A 22,060-nucleotide genomic window follows, 5' to 3' on the forward strand; every position below is an offset into this window, starting at 1 on the left:
CGATCCGGAGCCCGGTATCGGAGGTCCGGAAACCGATGGCGGGTAAGGGGCACCGCGCGGTGACGCGGTGCCGGTCCGACTTCAGTGGCTGACGTAGCCACCCGCCCCCTGGCCCGGACGCATCGCACCGTTGCCGGTCACGGAGGGGGCGGTCTGCTGAGGCTGAGCCTGCCGGTTGGCTAGGACGCGACCAGCCACGCAGCCGCCGACCGCGCCGAGCACGCCGTGCCCGGCGTAGTGTCCGGCGATGCCGCCGACGATGGCACCCTTGATACAGCCCTTCGCCTCGGCCGCCTGGCTGGCGACCATGAGGGCACTTGCCGCCATAGCGGCCATAGCGACACGCTTCACCATCGTATTCATTCCCTTTGCGGCATCGTAACCGCAACGCAAATGTAAGCGGTGGTTCGCGGCCTAAAAGGGGACAGGACACGAAATTTAGTGGAACTCCCCTCCTTGACGTTTCTTCATCTTGATCAGTGGCAGCGGAATTCTCGGATCGAGCGCTGGAATGCGGATGATGAACCTTACATGAACCGCATTCAGTCGATCGAGAACTTTCCGACGGCACGGATGCGAGGTCTGCAGAGTTGCCCGCGAGGACGCTCGGGCGATCAGGCGACCATCGAGGCGATCTCGTCCGGCTCGATCATGCGCTGGATCAGGGACAGCGGCCGGTGCACGCGGAAGAACTCCGCCTCCATCGCCTCCGGCGAAAGGTCCGGGCTCGAGGCGACGCTCTTCAGGAAGTCGGCGATCCCCTCGGAGCGGGTGGGGCCCGGCATCACCGTGTTCACCGTGACGGCGCTGCCCTTCGTCAGTTGCGCCAGCCCGCGCGCGATCGTCAGCTGGGCGGACTTCGTGACCGCGTAGTGGATCATGTCGGTCGGTGGCACGAGGCCGGATTCGCTCGAGACGAACACGATGCGTCCCCAGCCGCGCTCGCGCATGCCGGGGAAATAGGCCTGCGCCAAGCGGGTGCCGGACACGACGTTGATCTCGAACAGGCGGTGCCAGTCCGCATCCGTGATCGCAGCGAAGTCCTTGGATTCGTAGATTCCGAGATTGTTGACCAGGATGTCGACCTCGGGCGCCTCTCTGGCCAGCGTCGCGGCTCCGCCGGCCGTGCCGGCATCGGCCAGGATGCCCCGCACCGGTCCGACCTCGCGGATCTCCGCCACGGCGGCATCGAGCTTGACCTGTTGTCGCCCCGTGACGACCACCTCCGCCCCCTCGACGGCCAGACGCTTCGCGATCGCGAGGCCGATCCCGGCGGTCGAGCCGGTGACCAGAGCGCTTCGTCCTCTGAGCCGCAGATCCATGGTGACCTCCTTGTCCCTCGTCCGAAGGAGATGGACCCGGCGGTGATTGGTGAATAGAGCGCACCTGAGCACGACGGTCGTGCCTCGAAAGCACGAATGAGGCGGCCCATGGACAACCGGCTGGGCGAGATGGAGGCATTCCTTCAGGTCGCGCGTCGCAGCAGTTTCGCTGCGGCGGCAAAAGCCCTGCGTCAGACACCGTCGGCGGTCAGCCGGTCGGTGGCGCGCCTTGAAGCACGCCTGGGCGTCGCCCTGCTCCGGCGGACCACCCGCGCCCTGACCCTCACGCCGGAGGGAGAGAGGTACCGCGATCAAGCGGCCGAGCTCATGGCGGACCTCGAGGCGCTCGAGCGCGGCCTCACGGACGATGCGGCCGTGCCGAGTGGCCGGCTCCGGGTGAGCGCCTCGGTCCCGTTCGGCACGCATGTCGTCCTGCCGATCCTGCCGCGCTTCCTCGCCGAGCATCCGCGGATGAGCGTCGATCTGGCGCTGACCGACGAGGTGATCGACCTCGCTGCAACCCAGGCCGACGTCGCGATCCGCGTGGGCCCGCTACGCGACACCCGTCTGCGAGCCCGCCGGCTCGGATCCAGCCGGATGGTCGTGGTGGCGTCGCCTGCCTACCTGGCGGTGCATGGGGCGCCCGAGCACCCGGATGACCTGACCGGGCACAACTGCCTGAACTTCAGCTTCCGGCGCTCCGTCGACACGTGGCCGTTCCGCGTCGGCGCCGGCGTCAGCCAGCGCCCGATCCAGGGCAATTTCTTTGGCAATTCCGGCGAGGTCGTGCGCCTGATGGCGCTGGGCGGCGCCGGCATCGCGCGGTTCGGCCGGTTCCACGTGTCCGCGGACATCGCCGCCGGCCGTCTCGTACCGGTGCTGGACGCGTTCAATCCCGGGGATGCCGAGGAGATCCACGCCCTCTTTGTCGGGCACGCCCGGCTGGCGCTGCGCATCCGCGCCTTCGTCGACCACCTGGCCGCACACGCGACGGTGAACGGCTGACGTCGGCGCGGCCCTACGGGCTCTGCAGGCCGACGGCCGGCGTCAAGGCGACGCTGGCCAGGCCGAGCCAGGATGCCAGCGAGCGCAACTCCGCGAGCAGTCGCCCCGCCGTGCAGGACGGCGCGCCCGGCTCGATGTGGGCGCGCTGGACGATCAGCGCGCCGGCCTTGCGGTCCGCCTTCAAGTCGATTCGGGCCACGAGCGCACCGTCTAGCAGGAACGGCAGCACGTAGTAGCTGTGCTCGCGCTTGTGGGCGGGCGTATAGATCTCGAGGCGGTACCTGAACCCGAACAGCCTCTCGATCCGCGGACGATGCCAGACGACCGGATCGAACGGCGACAGAAGCGCCGCGCCTTGGTGCCCGCGGCCGGCCCGGGCGTCCTTGTGCAGGTAGGCCTGCTGCCGCCATCCGCGGACGCGCGCGGGAACGAGGGTTCCCGCCTCGACGAGCTGGTCGATGGGCAGCCGGGCGTCCGAGGGGGCGATGCGGAAGTAGTCGCGCAGGTCGTGCGCCGTCGCCACGCCGAGCGCCTTCGCCGAGCGCGCGACGAGCTCCCGCCGGGCATCCACGCCGTCCGGCGTAGGCCGGCGAAGGATGGCGCCAGGCAGAACCCGCTCGGGCAAGTCGTACACGCGTTCGAAACTGCCCCGGCGATGCGTCGAAGCGACCAGGCCCGCCCAGAACAGCCATTCGAGCGCATGCTTGGCGGAACTCCACACCCACATGCCCTTCGCCGCCCTGCCGCCGGCCACATCGGAGGCCGCCAGCGCTCCGTCCCGTTCGATGCGGGCGAGCAGGGCGTCGGCCTCCGCGCGCCGCTCCCCTGCGAACGGCTCGAGTCGCCGCCAGATGCCTTGGCCTCGGAGGGCGCGGGCCATGCGCCATCGCAGCAGGGGCTGGCAGTCGATCGGCAGGAGCGACGCCTCGTGCCCCCAGTACTCGAAGAACGCCTTCGAGGTGGCGACCGCCAGGGCGTCGAGAGTGCCGCGGTCGTACGGGCCCAGGCGCGAGAACAGCGGCATGTAGTGGGCACGGACCAGGACGTTCACACTGTCGATCTGGAGAAGGCCCAGGCGCCCGATCTCACGGCGCATCCGCACTGCGCCGACGTCGGCCGGGCGAGACCGCGTACCGAAACCCTGGGCATCGAGCGCGATGCGGCGTGCCTCCGCATTCGACAATTCCACCGTCAGGATCATTCTCCCGGGCGTATGCGGGCGATCGTGCGCAGGTCCGAGCCCGGTTGGATGACAGGACGACTCCGGCATGCGCCACCAGCCCACAGACGTGGCCGGAGCTCGACCGCTTGTTTCGCAGCGCAACAACTGAAAATTGTGCGCCCTCTTGATTCAGGTTGTTTCTGCAGAGGATTCCACGTCACAGGATCAGCGCATCGTCGGCAGTTTGGCCGATTCGGCAGCAAGAGGGCAGCCGCTTTCGGAGCACAACCATGACCGTTTGCGCGCAGATCGGCGATGAAGCCAGGCAGGGTGCCCGCTACCGGGTGTATTGGTTGGGTGGTGAAGACCGCATCGATGGAGCGGAGGCTATTCAATCCTATGACGATGCCGAAGCGATCGCCACTGCGCGGGGCATGACCGACGAGCGTAGCGTAGAATTGTGGGATCGCGGCCGCTTCATCGGGCGGTTCGAACCCGCGATGCAGGTGGAGAGCGCGCGGAACCTCGAGGAGTGACGAGGTCCGATACCGACAGACCTGTGCCCCGCCATGGTCCACGTCGTAGGGGTCGAAGCCTCGATTGTAGTGAACGGCCCGATCACACCGTCACCTGGGGCGTAAGCGCGGCGGCGATGCCGCGCAACAGGGGCCGGACTTGCGCTCCGATGGCGTCTTGCACGTTGCCGCCGAGAGGCGGGCGGTGAATGGGCGACAGCGCCGCAGCACGCCTTGAGCGAGACCAAGGCAAGGGCCGACACGACTGGCGCCGTGAATGTGTCGCTCGGTGTCGGGGTAGGTCAGGGCGGAGACGGCAAGGCGCCGTTGCCGAGCGGAACGAGCGAATGACCGGACTTCCGCCGCCTCGCGGACGAGGCACTGGAGGCGAGCTGTCGTAGCTCACGCAGGCGGGCGGAGACTCGACACCTGCTCTTCTGTGGTCCGTCACGTCACTCCCGGCGCCCCGCATGACCTGCTTACGTCGACGCGATCCGCGCCCTCAGGGCTTCGTGCCGTCATTCGGCTTCGACGCGGCCGTCATCGCTCTGGATAGTAAGCGCTTTATGTGTGCGTGTATTCTCTCCTTCCGCTGCAAGCTCTGGTTGAGAACTTTCGGGTTTGCGTCGTCTTCAGCGGCCGGCATGTCGATTGTCCTAATTAGGATAGGACACCCTCTTTTGGGTGCCGGGCTTCAGTTGAGGGGCGTCTGATGTTCAGATTGCTTTCTCGGCAAACTTCGTGGGGTCATGTGGCCTAATCGGCACCGCGTCCCGAACGGATGCCGTTCAGGGGGCGGATGTGGCAGAACGCTTCTACTTCGACATCGAGAATGGTGCAGAGACGATCCGCGATGAAGAAGGCGTTGAGGCCGATGACTTGAGTTCTGCTCTTGAAGAGGCTCGAAGCGTGATCGTCGAAATGGCTGATGAACTCGCTGAAGCCGTTCCGGGCGAGACTTGGATCCTGGTCGTGCGAGACGCTGCCGGGTCATTGGTCGCGCGATTACCCATCAGGAAGTAGCGCGCCTCGGGGCCAGATCGAGCGGCCCAAAGCCTGCGGCTGCTTCGAAACCCCTATAGACGCAAAGGCTAGCTTGACGGTTCCCATCATTACGTAGTTTTCCGCAGTCGCTGCCATGATTCGTTGCCACTGCGAAGGCATGCAATTTCTGTGAGTGCACTGCAAGGTAGACAGACAATAGCGGCGGTTGTACTCCTAAGCTTAGCTGGACCCGAACCGTTCGGGTCCTACCCTCTCATGATCCGAGGGACTGCTATGCGCAATTGCGTGCATCAAGCCCAGTGTTTCAAAGGGCGCTCAAATCTGAATGTTCCGCTCGATGAGTCTTTCCCGCCTGTAGAATTGAGCATGGTCGGGTTCGCCGACCAGTTGCTTCTGATCGCGCTGGCTATAGCGATATTGGCTGAAATTGCTGTTCCAATTCTGTGTTTGTCCTGGCTTTAGAGTTCAAGGTGGCGCCGTTGGAGTGAGCAAATAACGCTCGCTCGCTGCGGACCGCCAAGGCGAAAGGCCCGGCCAGCGATGGCGCTCTGCGTGTTCTCCAGCGTCAGCCCGTGTCCCGACACCGACCGCCCTGCGGCGATTCTGCCGGGATGCGCCGTCGCCGCCTCTGCGCTGCTCGTTTCCATCGGCTCAGCAGCGCCTTGCCTAATCCGTTTTCGTCCTCGGCCGCCCATGGTTCTGCGTGACGTCGAGAGAGAGGCTGCCGCGGGTGGAGGTCGTGGCTCTCCAGTCGCGATCACCAGCCATTCCGGATCACCGGCTCAGCGATGGCGAGCACATCGCCCCCTTGTCGCCAGTCCTCAGCCGAGCGACCTGTGATCTTTACGACGTAGGCTCTGGTCTCCTGCGGCAGCGGTGAACGCCCGGCGAGCCAGTTTCTTATGCGCTGCGGGCCCGCATTGTAGGCGGCCGCTGCCAAGCCCAGGCTGCCGAACGCCGCGCGCTGCTCGCGCAGGAACTCGGCCGCTTTCGGTATGGCCTCAAACGGATCGAACGGATCAACCAAGCCCCGCTCGGCTGCTGTCGCAGGCATGAACTGCGCGACGCCCTGAGCCCCCGCACGGCTGACCGCGCGGTGATCGAGCCCACTCTCCTGCTTCAGGAGCCGCAGGAAGAAATCGGCCGGCAGGCCACTGGCGGCAGCCGTGTGCTCGATGAATTCTTTCAGCCTCTGTTTGTCGCCGTAGAAGGCGCTCAGCCAAGTGTCTTCGAGCGTGCCGATGAACTTTGGGATCGCTGCCTCCCCGCGCGCAGCCTTCAGGCTGGCCCGGATGAAATTGGCTGCGACGCCTTCCGCGGACATGATCGCGACGAAGTGGGGCGGCCGCGGCGTCGGTACCTGAACGGCGCTCGGCGGTATCGCTGCGAGTTCAAGTTGTGGAGGAAGAACCGTCAGCCCGGTCCCCAGAAGTACCGCGCCCGTGAGGACGGCGTACCGACTCCCTCTCCGAACTATCGACCGCGCACGCCTGCGGAGGGCGGCGCGATGGGCTCGAGCCCAGAACTCACGCTGATCAATGGGCGAAAGATCCTGCATCCTTGCCTTGGCGAGCGCTGTCCCGGCTGCTGTCAGAGAGTGATCGTCATGACAACAGGCAGATTTCGGAGCAACTCTACCACGAGAGTGATTTCGGCCAAACGACACCGAGGTCAGGTCCGGCGCAACGGGCGGCAACGCTGCGGAGATCCGCCTCGATCGACTCCGGCCGAACTTCCGCCGGCAACAATGAAATGTCGCCTGCATTGATGAAGCCGGCGCGCTGGCAGCCGTTGCAGCAACATCACAGAAATCAGAGCAAGTTTCGCATATTCAGGACCGAGAACTCATGATCCTGAGGACACGGTCTGGACCTCGATGATGCCTGAGTTGTTGGTGAGACCCGATGGCATGCTCGTCTGTCGGACTTGATCCGGCCGGAATGTGCAGGATTTGCAGTCCAAAAACGGGAAAAGGCGCGCGTCAGAAGCAAGGAGGGCGATTGTACGGTTTGCCCGTGGGATCTGCGCGGTCTCCGCCTTTCACGAAAGCGTGAACGTGCCACCGTTTGAGCCGAATCTCCGTTACGGTGGTCCAAACGCACGCTGGATGCGAGGATGCGTGACTCAGAGCAACGATACCGTCCCCGCCATCCTGTCGACCCGCTGCTTCTCACGGGCTGAAAGTATCGACGGTGGCGACACAATCGTCCTGCATTTCCGGGCTGCGGACGGCAAAGACGCTGCGGTTATGGTTCCGCGAAAAGCGGCGCAAGCAGTCAGCCAAGCTCTGGCCGCGCAATTGACCGAATCCAAGCTGGATACAATCGTTGACGATTGAGATCTCCTGCGCGCCGCCCTTCTTCGGCTTCGTGGCGTCGAGGAGCTTGCGCGCCTCCTCTGCCCGTCGACGGCTTCGGCTCACTTCCTGCCCGAGCCTGTCGGCTTGCTGACGGGGCTCTCCGATCAGAGCCCTGCCGCGCACGATGGTCAGATCCTGAGGGCTACCTTTATGTTTGCGCGCTGAGCCGTGACGATCATAGCCCCCGTGTCGGAGCGACCGCTGTGGCACGATGTGGGTCGCCTCGCCTTGGGCGAAGGCCGGCAGCGACGTATGTGCGAGCGATCGGATCGCGGAAAAGGAGGCCCGCCGCGGCTTAGCCGGGCGGGCCGAAGTGGGGCACGCGTCAAGGGAACTCCAGAGACGCGTGCGGGCGCCAAACGGTTCCAGAGCAGGCGGCTTGGACCTTTCTGCCTTGCTTCGCCCCATCGGCCTGCCGAAGCTGGCGCGGCATTTCACCCGCTTCGGGGCGATGGCGGAGCGACTTCCACGCTCAAAATCAACTCGGGCACGAAATCTTGGTGCGCCAATTTGAGTGCCTCTGATCTATCCTTGCCGTTTGCTGGATTGTATCTGCGGTTGAATTTAGTTTATGTTTGAGATTGTTTCTTCAGAGTGCCGCAGCCGGGGGGTGTAGAAGTGTGCGGCACACCATCAAATCCCTCATCCTCGATGAAAGTGGCGCAATAGCGATCGAGTGCGGAACGATCGCGGCGCTTATTACTGTGGTAATCATTGGGTCGCTTCGGTCGGTCGGCAGTAGTTTGAGCAGCAAATTCAGCGCACTTGCCGGGGATCTGAATCAACACGCTGTCGATCGATGCGCGGCGGCTGTTCTGCTGCGGCGCACAGCAAGGCTACGCTGGCAGTCCACCCAAAGGCTTGGACGAGCAAAGCCCGCCCCGTGGTCACGGGAGCGGGCTTGCTGCGACTGTGACGACGAGGCCGCACTTCGTGCCCCTGGACGGTGCTGCCCGATTGCTGTTCGGGACTCGCGCTCTCGTCGCGGGCGGCAACCTGCAGCGGCATGATTGGCAAATCGTTAACGCGGGTCGCCCTCACCGACCGTTCTGGATCCCGCGGCGGGCCGGAGGGCGGACGACGGTGTGACGAGGTGTGTTCGTTGGGCTGAGGAGGCGCGCGTCCTTGAGGCAGGCCGGTCGCCCGCGCACGCAGTGCATCGAGGTGCTGACCCGCGCCAAGCCGCAGGGCTCACTCTACAAGGCCGTTGAGCGGATCGTGGAGCTGGTGACCGTGAGGCCGAGGTCGGGGCCCAGCGGCTCCACCGGGTGAGCCCACGAATGTCTGGGCCGGACCTGCCGCCGGGCAAGTGGCGCACCGCAGCCGACCGAACGGGCTGACATTCAGTCCGGATCCGTACCCATCAGGTCATCGTTTCCTCTGAAAACACGGGAGGAGGCGCCGATGCTGAGTGGCTGTTGGCTCTACGAGACACCCCATGGGGTGTTTCGTATCGAATGGACCCGGATTGGCGAGCGGGGTTGCTTCGCCGTGATCTTCGAACAGGATCTTCTCGGCTGTTACGAGACGGCCAGCGCTGCGCTAATGTGCTTGATCAAGGGCGAGACGCAGAAACCTCGCTGCGGCTTGGACATCCGGCGTTTGGGACTGCCGCCGTCGGTGGTGAGCTGGACCTTCTGTCCCGCCACCGAGGAGTTCCGCAAGCCCGTCCGTCTCACGCGTCCCCGGTCCGCCTCGACGAACCGCCGGGACGACGCTTCCTGGCTGTCGGAGGAGGCTCCTCGTCGGGAAGCAGGTCCGTAAAGGGCACCGTGAAGAGCAGGTTGTGGTCTGCGTCAGCTACGGCGAAGCGGTATTTCTTAAGCTGCGGGTTGCGCTCGCAATCGCGGGATGACGTGAAGCCCGCACCGTGGCGCGCAAGCACCAGCGCAGCGTTGTCATCGGAGCAATCGAGCCCTTGGTAGTCCAAGCAGACCAACCCCCGCGGGGATTGGACATCGAAGAAGTAGTGCGGCACGGTTTTCCTCCGCGCCCCCTTCATCGCTCGGGCTTCGCCGTGCCTCTTTTTGTCAGGGGGAGTGTTGCACCGTTTGACCTCTCTGTCACGAGCGGGAAGCGGGGCCGACGCTGCGCTGGCACGCTGGCACAGGGCTATGGCGGGTGGCGTGGCGCGGCCGTCGCGAGGCTGCCGCGAAGCAGCGAGCGGCCTCGACTGAGATTTTCCGACATTCAGCCCCCTTGAGGTTCACAAACCTCGTGCCGTGCCAGCCTCCGGCAGATGAAGACCGCTCGCGGGGACTGCCGTCAGCTTTGCGGGTAGCCTGCAACGACAACGGCGCAGCAACCCGGACGAGTCACTGCGCCGCTGGATCGGGCCGCCGAGGGGGCGATGGCAGCCACGAGAAAGGGCTACGCTCGATGTGGGGTCTGCGACGTGCGCCTGAGCACATCCAAAAGGATGTGGCCCGCCGGTGACACGAGTCGACGATCATTTGTGGACAGCGCAGTGCGCCCCTGATCGGTCAAGGTTCGGGGGCGAGTGTCATGCGTTCTCTTCCGATCCGGCCTCGCCATGTTCGTCAGCCCTCGCGCCTTCGTCCTCTACCATCGCGAGCGCCTCGCCGTGCTCCTGTCCTCAGCCCTGTTCCTGGCCGGCGCGCTCCCGCTGGTCTGGGCCATCGGCTGATCTGCCCTGGATCGGATCCCGGAACGAAGAAACACCCCGGGAGCAGGCGCTCCCGGGGTGTCGCCGACCTCGCGGCCAGTTTGATCGGGCTGGGGATGCGAAGGTCAGCCGGATGGCTGCTCTTCGGCGGCGGAGGGCGATGAGGAGGACCAGCACCCCTCGCCCGCCGCCGCATCTCCCGGCACAGCGGCCGGGAGCAGCTCGCTCCGATCTTAGTACGTGCCGAACTTGTAGTTCAGGCCGGCGCGGACGACGGCGAACTCGTCGCTGCGGCGGCCGACGCCGCTGTAGACGACCGGGAAGTTGTTGGCGGCGTTGATCACGAACGCACCCTGATTGCGGGTGTTGCGGTCGAGGTTCACGTACAGGCCTTCGACCTTCAGCGTCACGGCGGACGAGCGGAAGAAGTTCAGGAACGAGTCGGTCGGGAGCGCGTACTCGATGCCGCCGCCGACGGCCCAGCCGGTGCGGAAGCTGTCGTTGCCGGCAAAGCCGCCGAAGGAGCGGTCGGCGCTGCCCGAGCCGTAGGCGAAGCCGCCGGTGCCGTACACGAGGGTGCGGTCGAAGGCGTAGCCGAGGCGGCCGCGCACCGTGCCGAAGAAGTCGAGGCTCGATAGGCCGCGCGGGTCGGTGACGTAGTAGCCGGGCGCGATCGCGCCGCTGACGAAGGCGTTGTTCCGGTTGCGGCCGAAGTCGAGGTACTGGGCGTCAGCCTCGAAGCCGATGACCACGCCCGAGCCCGGGGTCAGCTGCCAGTTGTAGCCGATCTGGCCACCGCCGGAGAAGCCGTCCTGGCTGCGGTCGCGGAACACCGCAACGGTGCCCGGAGCGGCGTAGGGGAAGGGCACGGCGAAGGCCGAGCCGGTGTTGCGGTTGCTGGCGTCGAAGGCGTAGCCGGCGTTGATACCGAAGTAGGCGCCGGTCCAGGTGAAGACCGGGACGGGGGTGAAGACCGGCGGGGGCGCAGCCCGGCGCGGCAGGTCGGCCGCGGAGGCGGCGGCGGTGAGAGCGGTGAAAGCGGCCAGCGAGGCCAGGAGCTTGGTCATCACGTCGGATCCAGAGTTTCGATCTGGCGATATGACTACCGACCTCTGAGCAAAATGGCTGTAGTTTTACGGACACACCGAGCGGGAACGAGCAAGCTGATATAGTAAATCATCTATGAAGATGATTTGAATCAGAGAAATACATCGCGCTGTACGAGGCCGAGTGCCCCAACATCTCGGCGACGTTTTGGTTGCAGGCTGCCACCACAGCGCACGCCGGTTGTGGCCGATCGGCTACAGGCTGAACCGGCTGGGCCCCCTGCACCGTAGAGCCCTTACGGGACCCTCAGCTCCGCTCGACTGGCCGCAGCTCTCGGCTCTGATCCGGTTCGGGCGGACGACCGTACTGGCGGATTGTCGACCATCTGGCGATGGACGCTGGTGGATGCTGGCGCGTCGACCTGGCGCGATGGCCGGGGCAGACGGATCCGCTTCGGGGCTGACAGGGTCGACGTCCTCCAGACCGCGCGCTCTACCCGGGTGGTGCTGGCAGCCGCAGATCGGGACCACGACACCGCCTACAACGCCGACGCCAGCCTCGCGGCTTTCCGCCAGCGACGCCACATGATCTACGACCGGCCGGAGCACCGACGGAGACGGTTGGCGCACGCTGTTCCGGCGCAAGGCGCTCGGAGACCTATTGGGCGGGCCTTAAGCGTGAGAACGCATCAGCCGGTCTGGTCACGCCGGGTCAGCTGCTTGACCAAGTCGGAAAGCTTCTCTTCTGCCTTCTTCAGTGCAACCCTCGAACTGTGTCCGGGCGGCGTGCCTTCGGCTGCCTCTCGGAGCTTCGCTATGGTGGCCTGGGTCGCTTCAACCTCGGCATCGAGCGCCGCACGTTCACCGGATCCGTGGCCAGCCATCTCGCTTCTCCCTGTCTTCCGCGCCCTCGCGCGCCGGGGCTGCTGCCGATTAAGTTAGGCCGTGCTCTCAGCCTGACGACCCTCGCGGTCAGCTGTGGGATCGGTAACGAGCCAGGGAGCAGGGTGAACGAACCGTTCACCACGTGTGCGCAATTGCACCGGATGCCGTGATCCCGCCGCCATCGGCCGACGTTCTCCCGTCACACCCATCGGAGACGCGCAGCCATGCTGATCCTCAATCCCCTGACCGGAGAGATGGTTGAGGTGCGCGTGCCGCGACCGGGGGCCAAGGTCGTAGGCCGGGGCTAGGTCTCGCCTCGCGTCCGGCAAGAGGTGGCCGTGCATGGCCCGCTCACGAACCGGGCGCGCTACCGTCTACCGGCCGCGGCAGGCCTTCGGCATAGCCCCGCCCCGCCACCAACCAACGCGCATTCATGACCCTCGCCGACCTCGACAGGCCCGCCGAACTGACCCTCTGGCCCGGCCACGCCCCGGCCCGCACGGCCGACGCGCGAAGCTTCCCGACCCTGCGCGCGGCCCTGGCCGCCGCGGCCAAGGCGATCCAGACGGAGAATGCGAAGCCGTGGATCATCACCGAGGCCGGCGACATCCTGGCGCCCGGCTGGATCCGCGCCAACGCCGTCACGCGACAGCTGCAGTGACAGGCCATGGGCCGGCGCTTGCGGTGTCCAGTTCCCCCGCCACGCCGACCCTCACGCGACCGCCCGGCCGAGGCATCACGGGCGGTGCGCGGGGAACTGGCCCGCACACCGCCTGTCGCCGCGTGTCCGCCCGCAACAGCGCCGTGGGGGTCGCGAACACCCCGGGCGCATCAGCAAGGGGAGCTACCGCTGTAGCAGGGACGGCACGGCCATCGCCAGCTCAGTCGGGCCGAGCGCCTCAAGCGGCCTTCCTGCGCCGGCGCGTCCGAGGCCTCGGCGGCGGTCTCGACCGGGCGTGCGGATTTCGCAGCCGTCTTCTGGCGCGGCTGGCCCAGGCCGATACTGCGAGCCATTGCGGAGCGCTGCTCGGAGTAGCTGGCGGGGCCGGGGTCGGGTCGTCCTGCGGCACGCCGAAGCGCGCCCGGCACGCCGCGATCGGCATGCTCTGCGACGCCGTGCGCGGCAGGCGGAGGACGTCAGCAAGTGCCGCTGACGACTTCGCCGCTGGCCCAGCGGTGCCTGTGCCGGGGAGCCGAACGGCCCCTTTGGGCCGCTGATCACATCTCAGGGCATGACGGGCGGGTGGTAGGTCAGCGTGAACGCCAGCGCCCAGAGCAGGAACAGAACCACGGGCAGATGGATCAGGAGCTGCAGGAAGCTGAAGCCGACGATCTCGCGCGCCTTCAGCCCGAGGATGCCGAGCAGCGGCAGCATCCAGAACGGGTTGATCAGGTTGGGCAACGCTTCCGCCGCATTGTAGACCATCACGGCCCAGCCGAGATGCACCTTCAGCTCGTTCGCGGCCTGCATCACGTAGGGCGCTTCGAGAAGCCATTTGCCGCCTCCCGAGGGGACGAAGAAGCCGAGCACCGCCGAGTAGACGCCCATCGAGAGCGGGAAGCTGCTCGTCGTGTTGAAGCTGACGAAGGCATGAGTGATCACCTCAGACAGGGTCTGGCCCGAGGCGTTTTTGGCACCCGTGAGGATCGCGCTGATCGAGGCGTAGAGCGGGAACTGGATCAAGACGCCGGCGGTCGCCGGCACCGCCTTCGCCACCGACACCAGGAACCGCTTCGGCCGCCAGTGCAGCAGCAGGCCTAGCGTGATGAACAGCAGGTTATAGGTGTTCAGGTTCGAGATCGCCGCGATCCAGGATTGCCGCGCGAATTCCTCCCAGATCCAGCCACCGGCCAGGATGACGAGGAGGATATTCAGGAGCGGCCAGTGCTCCAGCTTCTCGCCGGGCTGAGTCGGCTGGCCGAGCCTGTCCTCCTCTGCTGAGACGTCGACGCCGAGGTCCTGTGCGGTAACGGCGGCTTTCGGCGTCGGGGCCGATGCATAGGCGATCACGATCGAGATCACGAACAGGATCGCGGCGATCAGCATCGACTGCCAGAGGAAGATCGTCTCGCTGAACGGGATCACGCCGGTGATCGGCAGGACGTTGGGCGGCAGGCTCTTCGGATTGGCTTGGAGCTGGGCGGCCGAGGAACTCAGGCCCATCGCCCAGGTCGCGCCGAGGCCGAGATAGGCCGCCGCACCGGCGGCCCGATAGTCCATGCGCAGCTCCGTCCGGCGGGCCATCGCCCGAGCGAGCAGGCCGCCGAAGATCAGGCTGAGGCCCCAGCTCAGGAAAGACGACAGCATGGTGGCCGCGGCCACGACGCCCACCGCCCCGCGCCCCGTCCGCGGGATCCTGGCGAGACGGTCGATGAGAGCCTGGACCGGCGGTGAGGTGGCGACGACGTAACCGCCGATCGTCACGAAGGTCATCTGCATCGTGAACGGGATGAGGCTCCAGAAGCCGTCACCGAAGGTCTTGGCAACGGAGGCCGCTGGAGCCCCGTTCGCCAGGGCGCCGAGCGCCACGATCACCACGGCGATCGCCACGAAGATGAAGGCGTCCGGGAACCACTTCTCGGCCCAGGCGGTGAACCGGATGCCGAGCCGCGCGAGAGAACTGGTCGTATCGGTTTGTCCGTCGGGCGATCGAGTGCCTGAGGATCGGCTGGTATCGGCCGGCAGCGTTTTCATGAGCGTTTCCCTGAGCCCGCCTCTCACGGCCGGCCCTTGCAAGAGGGCAATGGCGTAAGGCTTTGCGCACGGAAAGTCCGCTGCAGGTGGCGCAATGACAGCGACGTGATCGTTGCAAGCCCAGGCAGGGCCGGCGGTCCAAAGCGCCAGATCTGGACCGCCAGCACCTGCGATGCGTCAGCTCTGCGCTATGTCGCAGGTGATCACGCTCGTTCGGCGGGCGCGGATCCGGAGAGAGCGCATGAAAAACATCCCATTGGGTGCAAAGGGCAGCTTCGCGATGCTGGTCGGTCCCCCACATCTGGCGAGCCAGTTCAAGGACAACATCCTGCCGCCCGTCTTCGCCACACCGATGATGATCCTGACCATGGAGAACGCCGCTCTCAACGCCGTCCGCGAATTCCTCGATCCCGGCGAGAGCGCCGTTGGAACGAAGGTCGACGTGAGCCATACGGCGGCGACACCTGTCGGGCACCGCGTGCGAGCAGAGGCCGAGGTGGTGGGCGTGGCGGGACGTCATATCCACTTCCGAGTCGCGGCCTGGGATGAGGCAGAGCAGATCGGGGCTGGGACGCACGAGCGGATGGTGGTCGACCTGGGGCGCCTCGGCAATCGACTCGCCGCCAAGCGGCCCGCGTCATCGGCAGGCGTATAGCCTCGGACGCACGATCAGGTTCACGTCAACGCCCCACCGGAGTGGAAGGCGCGGACTGCGAACGACGGTTCGCTGTTCAAGGAGGCCGGCTGAACCGCGGCAACGCGCTGCAGTTCGCGCGTCAGGAAGCGTGACTGCAGCCGAACGACCCTATGGCCGGGAGATCGGCAGACGGACGAGCGGAGGCTGAGGCGCGCGCGGGATCTGCGCCATCGCCTCGGCGGAGCGGGCGCGGATCGTCGGCGGGACGAGCGGAAAGCCCATCGTCTCAGGATCGCGGAGTGCCGGTGCCGCGTGTGGCGGGTATCGGCATGGACGAGGGGTGTGTCAGGACGCGTCGGGCGTAGAGTGCCGCACAGGCGTTGAGGCTACTGTTCACCGCGCGGCCGCGTCATTCGATCCAGGGCCAAGGCGTCAGGCGTGGGGGGCGATCCGGCGGGCATGCGAAGGCGCCCTGGGATCCCCTCGGGCTAAGGCAGAAGCCAATCCACCAGCAGGAGATAGCCAACCGAGATCCCCAGAGCAGCGATGAACGGAACCCAGCCGAATCCTATCGGCTCATCGCTCGATGGCATGCTCACGCCCGTCAGGGCGCCACAGACCTGGCAGATCCTGGCGGTGTTCTGGATCGGGGCCCCGCACGTCCTGCACCTCGGCATAGCTCAGCCCTCTCGGTCCGAGCAGTCATCGAAGAGATATGGGGCGGCCGCGACTGCAAGCTTGTCTGCATCCGTCGTTGCACCTGCATCCGGAACATCGAGCCGTGTCGTGGTGCCACGACTCGGCGGGCGGATGCTGGGCGGCCATGTCCTCGCGGCTTGCCCGCCTCGCGCGCATCCCGACCGCACGGCTATCAATCGGGTGCCAGCGTTGATCCGGAGAGTTCGTCCCGGCACTGTGTCTGTCGATCAGTGCCAGGAGGCCTCTCGTGAAGCTCCTCACCGAGCACCTGCAGGCGAAGGGGTTACCTCGAATGAGAAGGGCGCTTCTCGGTGCTCTGGCAGCGCTCCTACTCACGCAGTCCGTCATATGCGCTCAGGAAGGCTTCGGATTGGACGCGCCGGATACGCCGGACACGCCGACCCTGGGTGCGCGACCGGAAGCGGAGATGCGCGCAAGGGTAGCGGCTGAGTTTCCCGATGCCTTGATCATCCGCTTCCGCAACATCAGGCGCATATCCACAGAAACCGGGCATGAGGTCGAGTTCTGCGGCCAAGTGGGCACCCTCAGTCCCGGACAACTTGAGCCAAGCTATCAGGTCTTTCTGTATGAGCGGACTGGCACGACCGAGACTGTCCGCATCCTCGGCGCCGACGCATTGAATGGTTATCGCATCGGGCGGAAGCTGATTGGCGCGTTGAAGCGCGTTGGATGCCTGTGAGCCCCTCCACCGTGTGAAGAGGCGCTGAAGGTGAAGCGGACGCAGGGCCTGTAACCGTCAGGAGCGTTCTGTGCATTCCTGACGGTCTCGATCCGCGGCATCCTCTTGGAGAAGCGGGAGGATGACACGATGCGCCGACGTCACGGCATTACATTGGCAGTGCTCTGTGCGGCTGGCACGTTGTCTCCGATGCGGATCGCTGCAGCGCAGGAGGTAAGGCGCACGGAACTCGGCCGCACGCCCATTTCCGGCGACGACAGCCGCGAGATCGTCATGCAACTCGTCGAGATCCCACCGGGCGCCACCTCGGGCCGGCACTTCCACAACGGTGAGGAAGCATACTACGTGCTTGAGGGCGGCGTGGCGCAGATGCAGGGACAACAGCCGAAGGAACGCCCGGCGGGCGAGCGCGGCATCAACAAGCGCGGCGTGCCGCATGCCGGTTACACGGTGGTAGGCGACAAGACGATCAAGATCCTGTCCGTGTACGTTGTCGACAAGGGCAAGCCACTCCAGGAACCGGCTCCCTGACGGAAGCGGGGCGGTAACGAAGGCTGCCGCGGATGGGCGCATCGGTCAGGGCTGCGTGCGGCGCCGCCAGGATCCTGAGGGGAGCGAGCTGATGCGCCCAGCTGTCCCGGCGCAGATATTGTCCCCGGTAGGACCCGCAGTGCTCGGGAGCCACCCTCGACTCGTTCGGCGTCATCCACAAGGGCGCAGTCCTTGCCGGAGCAACGCTGCTGCGGACACCAAGAATGAGCCAGGTGATCGAGCGGCAGGACGGTGATGACTGCCGGTCCAGGCGTCCCCCTCCCTTTTCGCGCGCGTCGTGCCGCCCCCAATCCACCCGTACCATCGTGCGCACCCAGCTCGGTACCGCGCCCTTGAACGGGTTGCTCGACAGGCTGCAACTTGGCGCTTCCCACGCGGGGGCGGACGCTGTCTCCGCCCGTGGGATCGGCACGCTTCCCCGCCACCCTGAGCTCAGATCAAGCGGCAGGGCCGAGCGTGGCGGTTGCATGACCTGCGCGCGCTTCTGACCTGCCGAGCCGGCGATGCTGTCTGCCGCGCATCCGCGGTAGGTAGCCCGCCCCCGAGACGACCCTCTGAACCCGCTCAGCCCCGGCTGCGGCGGGTTCTCTTTCGCCGTCATCGGATGACGCGATGGCATACCGAGACCTCACGGATGAAGAAGCTCCTTGCGCTCGTCGCAACGATGGTCGTGTGCGCGAGCCCGGCGCTCGCCCAGGGCGATCAGCCTGAGGCGGGCTGCGACGACCGGCAAACGACAGGTTCGCTGCCGATGAGGGCCCGCCGTCCGGCGGCCATGGGATTGCCCTCGGCCCGCGTAGTGGTGACGCCGCCCGAGGACAGCTGGCAGCAGCAGGCACAGGAAGATGCGGAGCGACGTCGGCGGCAGGAAGCCGAGGGGTGCCCCGTGAACTGAAGCTTGACGGACTTCGGCCGTTCCGACCGAGGGTGCCCGGGTCTGGACGGACCGTCACTTCCGACTGAGGCGAAACGGCCCCGCTCCGCGAACCCGTGGGCCATGAGCAGGTGGTCGGCCGTCGATTCCCGCGCGGAACCCGGCGGTGTCGCAGGACGCGCCGGAGGTGGCGCGAAGCGCCCGAGCGAACCGTCAGCACGCAGGTCCGCGATGAGCGCTTCAGCAATCGGGGTGAACGACCCGAGGCAGCCCGGGATGGTGCGGTCCGGCGTGAGGGAACCGCGCCTGCGGCGACTCACTTGGCGCGGCCACCGGGTGCACGCACGCGACAGCGAACGCGGAAGGCGCTATCGGCCTGACTGGCATCAGCGCCGGTTCTTCCGCGTTTCGGACCGGTCTCAGTGTTGAAGACGTTCGTGGCCGTCCCTACCGATCCTGCACCAGTGCTCGAGCCAGACTGCGCCAGCTTTTGGCTGGGGGTGAAGGCGCAACGCGCGTGAGCGCGGATTGACCCGACATCCGTTCACGATAAGTTCTGCGCGATGGCCCCCGTCTACCGCCGCGTGACATACAAGCTCTATCCCGACGCCGCCCAGGCGGCGGCGCTGGAACGTGCCTGCGATCTGCACCGGGCGCTGTACAATGCCGCGCTGGAGGAGCGGATCGCGGCGTGGCGCAAGGCCAAGCGCTCAATCTCGTTTGCCGACCAGTGCAAGTCCGTCACCGCGATCCGGCTCGACGACCCGGCCTATCGCGGGCTCAACGCCCAGTCGTTGCAGGTCACGCTCAAGCGCCTCGACCGGACGTTCCAGAACTTCTTCCGGCGCGTGAAGGCCGGGCAGATACCGGGCTTCCCCCGCTTCAAGGGCCGCGACCGCTTCCCCGGTTTCGGGTTCAAGCACCACGGCGATGGCTTCCGGTTCACGCCCGGCGCGGGGTGGCGGCACGGCGTGCTGCGCGTGTCGGGCATCGGCGCGATGGACGCGCGCGGCCTCGCTCGCACGCCCGGCGCAGTCATCGGCTGCGACGTGCAGCGCAAAGCGGACGGGTGGTGGCTCTCGCTCGTGGTCGCGTGCGAGCCGCACCGCGAGGCGGGGATCGGCGTGGTCGGGATCGACTGGCGCGTGGAGACCTACGCCACGACCTGCACCGGGCCGATGCAGTTCGGCGAAGTCGCGAACGCGCGGTTCGAGCAGGCGGAGCGGGACGGGCTGCGCGCGGTGCAACGCTCGTTGGCGCGGGCGCTGCGCGGCAGGCGCTCGCAACGGGCTCTCAAGGCCAAGCGGCTGCTGGCCAAGCGCTCGCGTCGCCTCGCCAACCGGCGCAGGGACCGGACGCATCAGGTCACGGCGCAGCTCGTGCACAAGCACGCGATCATCGTCACGGAGGACCTCGCGATCCGCACCCTGACCCGCTCCGCCCGCGGCACGGCGGAGGAGCCGGGCAGGCAGGTCCGTCAGAAGGCCGGTCTGAACCGGGCGATCCTCGACACGGCTCCCGGGTCGTTTCTCTCCCAGTTGGCCTGCAAAGCGGAAGAAGCCGGCAGCCGACTCGTTCTCGTCGATCCACGCAAGCACAGGCCCAGCCAGACATGCCCGGTCTCGGGCCTCGTCCGGAAGAAGAGCCTGGGCGAGCGCACCCATGTGCTGCCGGACGGGCGGGTGATCACCCGCGACCAAGCCTCGGCCTGGGTGCTGTGGACCATCGGTCAGGAACTGGCCGCGGCCGACAGGCCGGTAACCTCATCCAGAGCCGCGTGAGCGGCTTGGAATGGGGTCGTTCATTGGGTGGCGGCTTGCTCGCACGCCTGTTCCGCCGCCACCAGCACGTCCAGAGCGCACCATGGCTTTGGAAGGAAGGTGGCCGAGGAGGGAAGATGCGCCAGCCGGTCACCGGGTGCGCCTGACGTCACGACGACCTTGATCCAGGGCCATCGCGTGTGAACCGCTCTCGCGAGATCCACACCATCGAGCAGGCAGGGGATGTGCACGTCGGCGAAGATCAGCGCGACTTCATCAGCGTGCTGCTTGAGATGATGAAGGGCCTGCTCTCCGCTCTCAGCCTCGACCACCTGGAGATCCGTCTCCTCCAGAATAGCCGCAGCAAGATCGCGAACGCCGCGATCATCCTCGACAACGAGGGCGGTGCGCGTCGACATAAGTGCCTGCCCCATCAGCATCTCCTCACCGGGGGACCAGCCGAGCCCGCCACCTTGGCGGCCGGTGCGTCCTCGACAAATGGATCTTTTTGACAGCCATGCTCCAAGTGGTGGAGCAGTGGTGCGACTTGGCTAAACTGAATGGGCTGGCACGCGTGCAATAAAGCGCCGGACGCCTCACCCGATATTGCAGAGCCGCTGCAAGCGGCCGCGGCGTTCGTCAGGGCGGGCGGGGACACCCCACTCGCACCTATGTTTCCAACTGCGACAATCCGGCTGGGTTCAGTCGCGGATTACATTTTCTGCGCGGGACTTCTGAAGCTCTGCAATTCAGACGCGGCAATATCGGCCCGACCCGGGTGGTACATCACCGCGCATGAACGCGGAGCCGTACCGGCCCTGCTGGGCGTAGCGTGATCGACGGAAAAGGCACCACAGGCTCCTCCTGCGGAGGAGCCAGACGACAACGGCGCGCCATCGAGGCCAGGATCAGCACCGCCTCCATCACCGCAAAGCGCTGCGCGATGCAGACCCGCGGACCGCCGCCAAACGGCATGTAGGCGAAGCGCGGTCGGCGCCGCTCCCGATCCTCGGTCCAGCGCTCGGGTCGGAATGCCAACGGCTCCGCCCAGAAGCGCGGGTCGCGGTGCAGCACCCACGGGGACGTGTACAAGGGTGTGGCCGCCGGGATCGAATGGCCGCCGATCGCGCAGGCCCGCCCCGCCTCCCGTCCAATGAGCCATGCAGGTGGGTACAGGCGCAGGCTCTCGTTCACGACCCGCTCGGCGAAGGTGAGGCGTTGCAGGTCCTCGAATGTGGCAGGGCGTTCACCCAGCACGGCATCTGCTTCGGCGGCGACAGCCGCGCTTGCCTGAGGATGCTGCCCGAGCAGGTACAAGGCCCAGGTCAGCGCCAGAGCCGTCGTTTCGTGTCCCGCGAGCAGGAAGGTGACCGCCTCGTCACGAAGCTGGTGATCCGACATCGGTGCACCCGTCTCATCCCGCGCTTCGATCAGCGCATCGAGCAGGTTTTGCCCGGTGGAAGAGGCGGTTCGCCGCTGGCGGATGATGCGTGTTGCCACGTCCTCGATGCAGGTCAGTCCGCGCCGGTAACGGACATGGCCGGGCAGCGGCACGGCGTCGGGGATAAGGATGGGCCGGACCATGCGCGCGGCCATCTCGCGGCTCAGGTCGGCAACGGCGGCCTCGATGCGGGAAATGTCCGCCTCGATGCCGACGCCGAACAGCGTCTCGGCTACGATGTGAAGGGTGAGCGCCATCATGTCGGCGTGCAGGTCGCGGACCTCGCCGACGCGCCAGCGGTCAAGCATCTGTTCTGTCGCTCGGACCATCACCGCGGCGTAGGCCGCCAGCCGCGCCGGGGCGAAGGCCGGGGCGCACAGGCGACGTTGGCGCTGCCAGAGAGAGCCGTGGCTGGTCACCAGTCCTTCGCCGAAGACAGCCGTGAACTGCCGCCATAGGAAGCTGATTTTGGGAAAGTCGTGGTGCTCGGTGACGAGGATGCGGTCGATCAGGTCTGGATTGTTGAGAAACAATGCGCGGCGCGGGCCGACGCGGAAAGCGACCAGATCACCGTAGCGGTGCGCGCAATCCGTGAAGAAGCCGAGCGGGTCGCGGCGGAGGTCGAGCAGACTGCCGAGGAGTGGAAGCCCCTTTGGTCCTGGCAGCTTCGAGGCAGCAGGAGGATCGACGACGGGCGACAGCGTGGTCAACGGCGACACTCCCGCGCCGAGGCTCGCGACTATACTAGCGATCCGTGCAAGGCCCGGCAAAGGCGCA

22 protein-coding genes and 1 pseudogene are annotated in these 22,060 nt (G+C 66.4%); 12 read left to right on the top strand and 11 right to left on the bottom strand.

Annotated elements, in window-relative coordinates; genetic code table 11:
- Positions 1 to 81: 81 nt before the first annotated feature.
- Positions 82 to 354: a hypothetical protein gene (locus ACYCO6_RS16970; protein WP_459773096.1), complete on the bottom strand. Its 273-nt coding sequence runs from the start codon at positions 352 to 354 to the stop codon at positions 82 to 84.
- Positions 355 to 614: 260 nt separating this feature from the next.
- Positions 615 to 1,322: an SDR family NAD(P)-dependent oxidoreductase gene (locus tag ACYCO6_RS16975; RefSeq protein WP_459773097.1), complete on the bottom strand. Its 708-nt coding sequence runs from the start codon at positions 1,320 to 1,322 to the stop codon at positions 615 to 617.
- A 108-nt stretch (positions 1,323 to 1,430) separates the two neighbouring features.
- Here ACYCO6_RS16975 and ACYCO6_RS16980 point away from each other — a divergent pair, with 108 nt between their 5' ends.
- Positions 1,431 to 2,327: a LysR substrate-binding domain-containing protein gene (locus ACYCO6_RS16980; protein WP_459773098.1), complete on the top strand. Its 897-nt coding sequence runs from the start codon at positions 1,431 to 1,433 to the stop codon at positions 2,325 to 2,327.
- A 13-nt stretch (positions 2,328 to 2,340) separates the two neighbouring features.
- Here ACYCO6_RS16980 and ACYCO6_RS16985 read toward each other — a convergent pair whose 3' ends face one another.
- Positions 2,341 to 3,528 carry a winged helix-turn-helix domain-containing protein gene (locus tag ACYCO6_RS16985; protein ID WP_459773100.1) on the bottom strand — a complete coding sequence of 396 codons (1,188 nt, stop codon included), beginning with the start codon at positions 3,526 to 3,528 and terminating at the stop codon, positions 2,341 to 2,343.
- Between the two features lie 251 nt (positions 3,529 to 3,779).
- On the opposite strand from ACYCO6_RS16985, the gene ACYCO6_RS16990 reads away from it, so the two are divergent.
- Entirely contained in the window at positions 3,780 to 4,025 is a 246-nt protein-coding gene (locus tag ACYCO6_RS16990; RefSeq protein WP_459773101.1) for a hypothetical protein, read from the top strand.
- A 780-nt stretch (positions 4,026 to 4,805) separates the two neighbouring features.
- Complete coding sequence (locus tag ACYCO6_RS16995; RefSeq protein WP_459773103.1) at positions 4,806 to 5,027, top strand: DUF6894 family protein; 222 nt, start codon at positions 4,806 to 4,808, stop codon at positions 5,025 to 5,027.
- A 739-nt stretch (positions 5,028 to 5,766) separates the two neighbouring features.
- Here ACYCO6_RS16995 and ACYCO6_RS17000 read toward each other — a convergent pair.
- Positions 5,767 to 6,333 carry a lytic transglycosylase domain-containing protein gene (locus ACYCO6_RS17000; RefSeq protein WP_459773105.1) on the bottom strand — a complete coding sequence of 189 codons (567 nt, stop codon included), beginning with the start codon at positions 6,331 to 6,333 and terminating at the stop codon, positions 5,767 to 5,769.
- A gap of 846 nt (positions 6,334 to 7,179) precedes the next feature.
- Positions 7,180 to 7,491 (bottom strand): hypothetical protein, encoded by a 312-nt coding sequence (locus tag ACYCO6_RS17005; RefSeq protein ID WP_459773107.1) that lies wholly within the window; start codon positions 7,489 to 7,491, stop codon positions 7,180 to 7,182.
- Between the two features lie 497 nt (positions 7,492 to 7,988).
- Here ACYCO6_RS17005 and ACYCO6_RS17010 point away from each other — a divergent pair, with 497 nt between their 5' ends.
- Together ACYCO6_RS17010 and ACYCO6_RS17015 are read left to right on the top strand one after the other, a co-directional pair.
- Complete coding sequence (locus ACYCO6_RS17010; RefSeq protein WP_459773108.1) at positions 7,989 to 8,378, top strand: Flp family type IVb pilin; 390 nt, start codon at positions 7,989 to 7,991, stop codon at positions 8,376 to 8,378.
- 115 nt (positions 8,379 to 8,493) lie between these two features.
- Positions 8,494 to 8,640, top strand: coding sequence for a hypothetical protein (locus ACYCO6_RS17015; RefSeq protein ID WP_459773109.1), 147 nt, complete (start codon positions 8,494 to 8,496; stop codon positions 8,638 to 8,640).
- Between the two features lie 403 nt (positions 8,641 to 9,043).
- Here the strand turns inward: ACYCO6_RS17015 and ACYCO6_RS17020 are convergent, their stop codons facing one another.
- Entirely contained in the window at positions 9,044 to 9,346 is a 303-nt protein-coding gene (locus tag ACYCO6_RS17020) for a DUF6894 family protein (RefSeq protein WP_459773111.1), read from the bottom strand.
- Positions 9,347 to 10,227: 881 nt separating this feature from the next.
- A complete protein-coding gene (locus ACYCO6_RS17025) occupies positions 10,228 to 11,061 on the bottom strand; it encodes an outer membrane protein (RefSeq protein WP_459773114.1) in 834 nt (277 codons plus the stop codon).
- A 259-nt stretch (positions 11,062 to 11,320) separates the two neighbouring features.
- Between ACYCO6_RS17025 and ACYCO6_RS17030 the strand changes: the two are divergent.
- Positions 11,321 to 11,716: pseudogene (locus ACYCO6_RS17030) on the top strand (hypothetical protein).
- A gap of 13 nt (positions 11,717 to 11,729) precedes the next feature.
- Here the strand turns inward: ACYCO6_RS17030 and ACYCO6_RS17035 are convergent.
- A complete protein-coding gene (locus tag ACYCO6_RS17035) occupies positions 11,730 to 11,924 on the bottom strand; it encodes a hypothetical protein (protein ID WP_459773115.1) in 195 nt (64 codons plus the stop codon).
- Positions 11,925 to 12,358: 434 nt separating this feature from the next.
- Here ACYCO6_RS17035 and ACYCO6_RS17040 point away from each other — a divergent pair, with 434 nt between their 5' ends.
- Positions 12,359 to 12,586: a hypothetical protein gene (locus tag ACYCO6_RS17040; protein ID WP_459773117.1), complete on the top strand. Its 228-nt coding sequence runs from the start codon at positions 12,359 to 12,361 to the stop codon at positions 12,584 to 12,586.
- Positions 12,587 to 13,150: 564 nt separating this feature from the next.
- Here the strand turns inward: ACYCO6_RS17040 and ACYCO6_RS17045 are convergent.
- Positions 13,151 to 14,620, bottom strand: a complete 1,470-nt coding sequence (locus tag ACYCO6_RS17045; RefSeq protein ID WP_459773119.1) for a short-chain fatty acid transporter — start codon at positions 14,618 to 14,620, stop codon at positions 13,151 to 13,153.
- Positions 14,621 to 14,861: 241 nt separating this feature from the next.
- Between ACYCO6_RS17045 and ACYCO6_RS17050 the strand changes: the two genes are divergently transcribed.
- The 5 genes from ACYCO6_RS17050 (at position 14,862) to ACYCO6_RS17070 (ending at position 19,863) form a co-directional block, all read left to right on the top strand.
- On the top strand, positions 14,862 to 15,275 hold the full coding sequence (locus ACYCO6_RS17050) for a thioesterase family protein (protein WP_459773121.1): 414 nt from the start codon (positions 14,862 to 14,864) through the stop codon (positions 15,273 to 15,275).
- 928 nt (positions 15,276 to 16,203) lie between these two features.
- Entirely contained in the window at positions 16,204 to 16,656 is a 453-nt protein-coding gene (locus ACYCO6_RS17055; RefSeq protein WP_459773123.1) for a hypothetical protein, read from the top strand.
- 129 nt (positions 16,657 to 16,785) lie between these two features.
- The gene (locus tag ACYCO6_RS17060; RefSeq protein ID WP_459773124.1) at positions 16,786 to 17,187 is read left to right on the top strand and encodes a cupin domain-containing protein; all 402 of its coding nucleotides are present in this window, start codon (positions 16,786 to 16,788) and stop codon (positions 17,185 to 17,187) included.
- Positions 17,188 to 17,842: 655 nt separating this feature from the next.
- Positions 17,843 to 18,103: a hypothetical protein gene (locus ACYCO6_RS17065; RefSeq protein WP_459773125.1), complete on the top strand. Its 261-nt coding sequence runs from the start codon at positions 17,843 to 17,845 to the stop codon at positions 18,101 to 18,103.
- Between the two features lie 542 nt (positions 18,104 to 18,645).
- Positions 18,646 to 19,863: an RNA-guided endonuclease InsQ/TnpB family protein gene (locus ACYCO6_RS17070; protein ID WP_459773126.1), complete on the top strand. Its 1,218-nt coding sequence runs from the start codon at positions 18,646 to 18,648 to the stop codon at positions 19,861 to 19,863.
- 20 nt (positions 19,864 to 19,883) lie between these two features.
- Here the strand turns inward: ACYCO6_RS17070 and ACYCO6_RS17075 are convergent, their stop codons facing one another.
- Both ACYCO6_RS17075 and ACYCO6_RS17080 read right to left on the bottom strand, forming a co-directional pair.
- Positions 19,884 to 20,276, bottom strand: coding sequence for a response regulator (locus tag ACYCO6_RS17075; RefSeq protein ID WP_459773127.1), 393 nt, complete (start codon positions 20,274 to 20,276; stop codon positions 19,884 to 19,886).
- Positions 20,277 to 20,628: 352 nt separating this feature from the next.
- Positions 20,629 to 21,993, bottom strand: coding sequence for a cytochrome P450 (locus ACYCO6_RS17080; protein WP_459773129.1), 1,365 nt, complete (start codon positions 21,991 to 21,993; stop codon positions 20,629 to 20,631).
- Positions 21,994 to 22,060 lie beyond the last annotated feature (67 nt).

Source organism: Methylobacterium sp. CM6257 (assembly GCF_054611515.1).

Bases quoted from the DNA above. Each gene is read 5' to 3' on its own strand.
- ACYCO6_RS17060 (WP_459773124.1), top strand. From the start codon at position 16,786: ATGCGCCGACGTCACGGCATTACATTGGCAGTGCTCTGTGCGGCTGGC.
- ACYCO6_RS17070 (WP_459773126.1), top strand. From the start codon at position 18,646: ATGGCCCCCGTCTACCGCCGCGTGACATACAAGCTCTATCCCGACGCC.
- ACYCO6_RS17035 (WP_459773115.1), bottom strand. From the start codon at position 11,924: ATGGCTGGCCACGGATCCGGTGAACGTGCGGCGCTCGATGCCGAGGTT.
- ACYCO6_RS16990 (WP_459773101.1), top strand. From the start codon at position 3,780: ATGACCGTTTGCGCGCAGATCGGCGATGAAGCCAGGCAGGGTGCCCGC.
- ACYCO6_RS17065 (WP_459773125.1), top strand. From the start codon at position 17,843: ATGAAGAAGCTCCTTGCGCTCGTCGCAACGATGGTCGTGTGCGCGAGC.
- ACYCO6_RS16975 (WP_459773097.1), bottom strand. From the start codon at position 1,322: ATGGATCTGCGGCTCAGAGGACGAAGCGCTCTGGTCACCGGCTCGACC.
- ACYCO6_RS17025 (WP_459773114.1), bottom strand. From the start codon at position 11,061: ATGACCAAGCTCCTGGCCTCGCTGGCCGCTTTCACCGCTCTCACCGCC.
- ACYCO6_RS17050 (WP_459773121.1), top strand. From the start codon at position 14,862: ATGAAAAACATCCCATTGGGTGCAAAGGGCAGCTTCGCGATGCTGGTC.
- ACYCO6_RS17000 (WP_459773105.1), bottom strand. From the start codon at position 6,333: ATGTCCGCGGAAGGCGTCGCAGCCAATTTCATCCGGGCCAGCCTGAAG.
- ACYCO6_RS17075 (WP_459773127.1), bottom strand. From the start codon at position 20,276: ATGGGGCAGGCACTTATGTCGACGCGCACCGCCCTCGTTGTCGAGGAT.
- ACYCO6_RS16980 (WP_459773098.1), top strand. From the start codon at position 1,431: ATGGACAACCGGCTGGGCGAGATGGAGGCATTCCTTCAGGTCGCGCGT.
- ACYCO6_RS17045 (WP_459773119.1), bottom strand. From the start codon at position 14,620: ATGAAAACGCTGCCGGCCGATACCAGCCGATCCTCAGGCACTCGATCG.
- ACYCO6_RS16970 (WP_459773096.1), bottom strand. From the start codon at position 354: ATGGTGAAGCGTGTCGCTATGGCCGCTATGGCGGCAAGTGCCCTCATG.
- ACYCO6_RS16985 (WP_459773100.1), bottom strand. From the start codon at position 3,528: ATGATCCTGACGGTGGAATTGTCGAATGCGGAGGCACGCCGCATCGCG.
- ACYCO6_RS17040 (WP_459773117.1), top strand. From the start codon at position 12,359: ATGACCCTCGCCGACCTCGACAGGCCCGCCGAACTGACCCTCTGGCCC.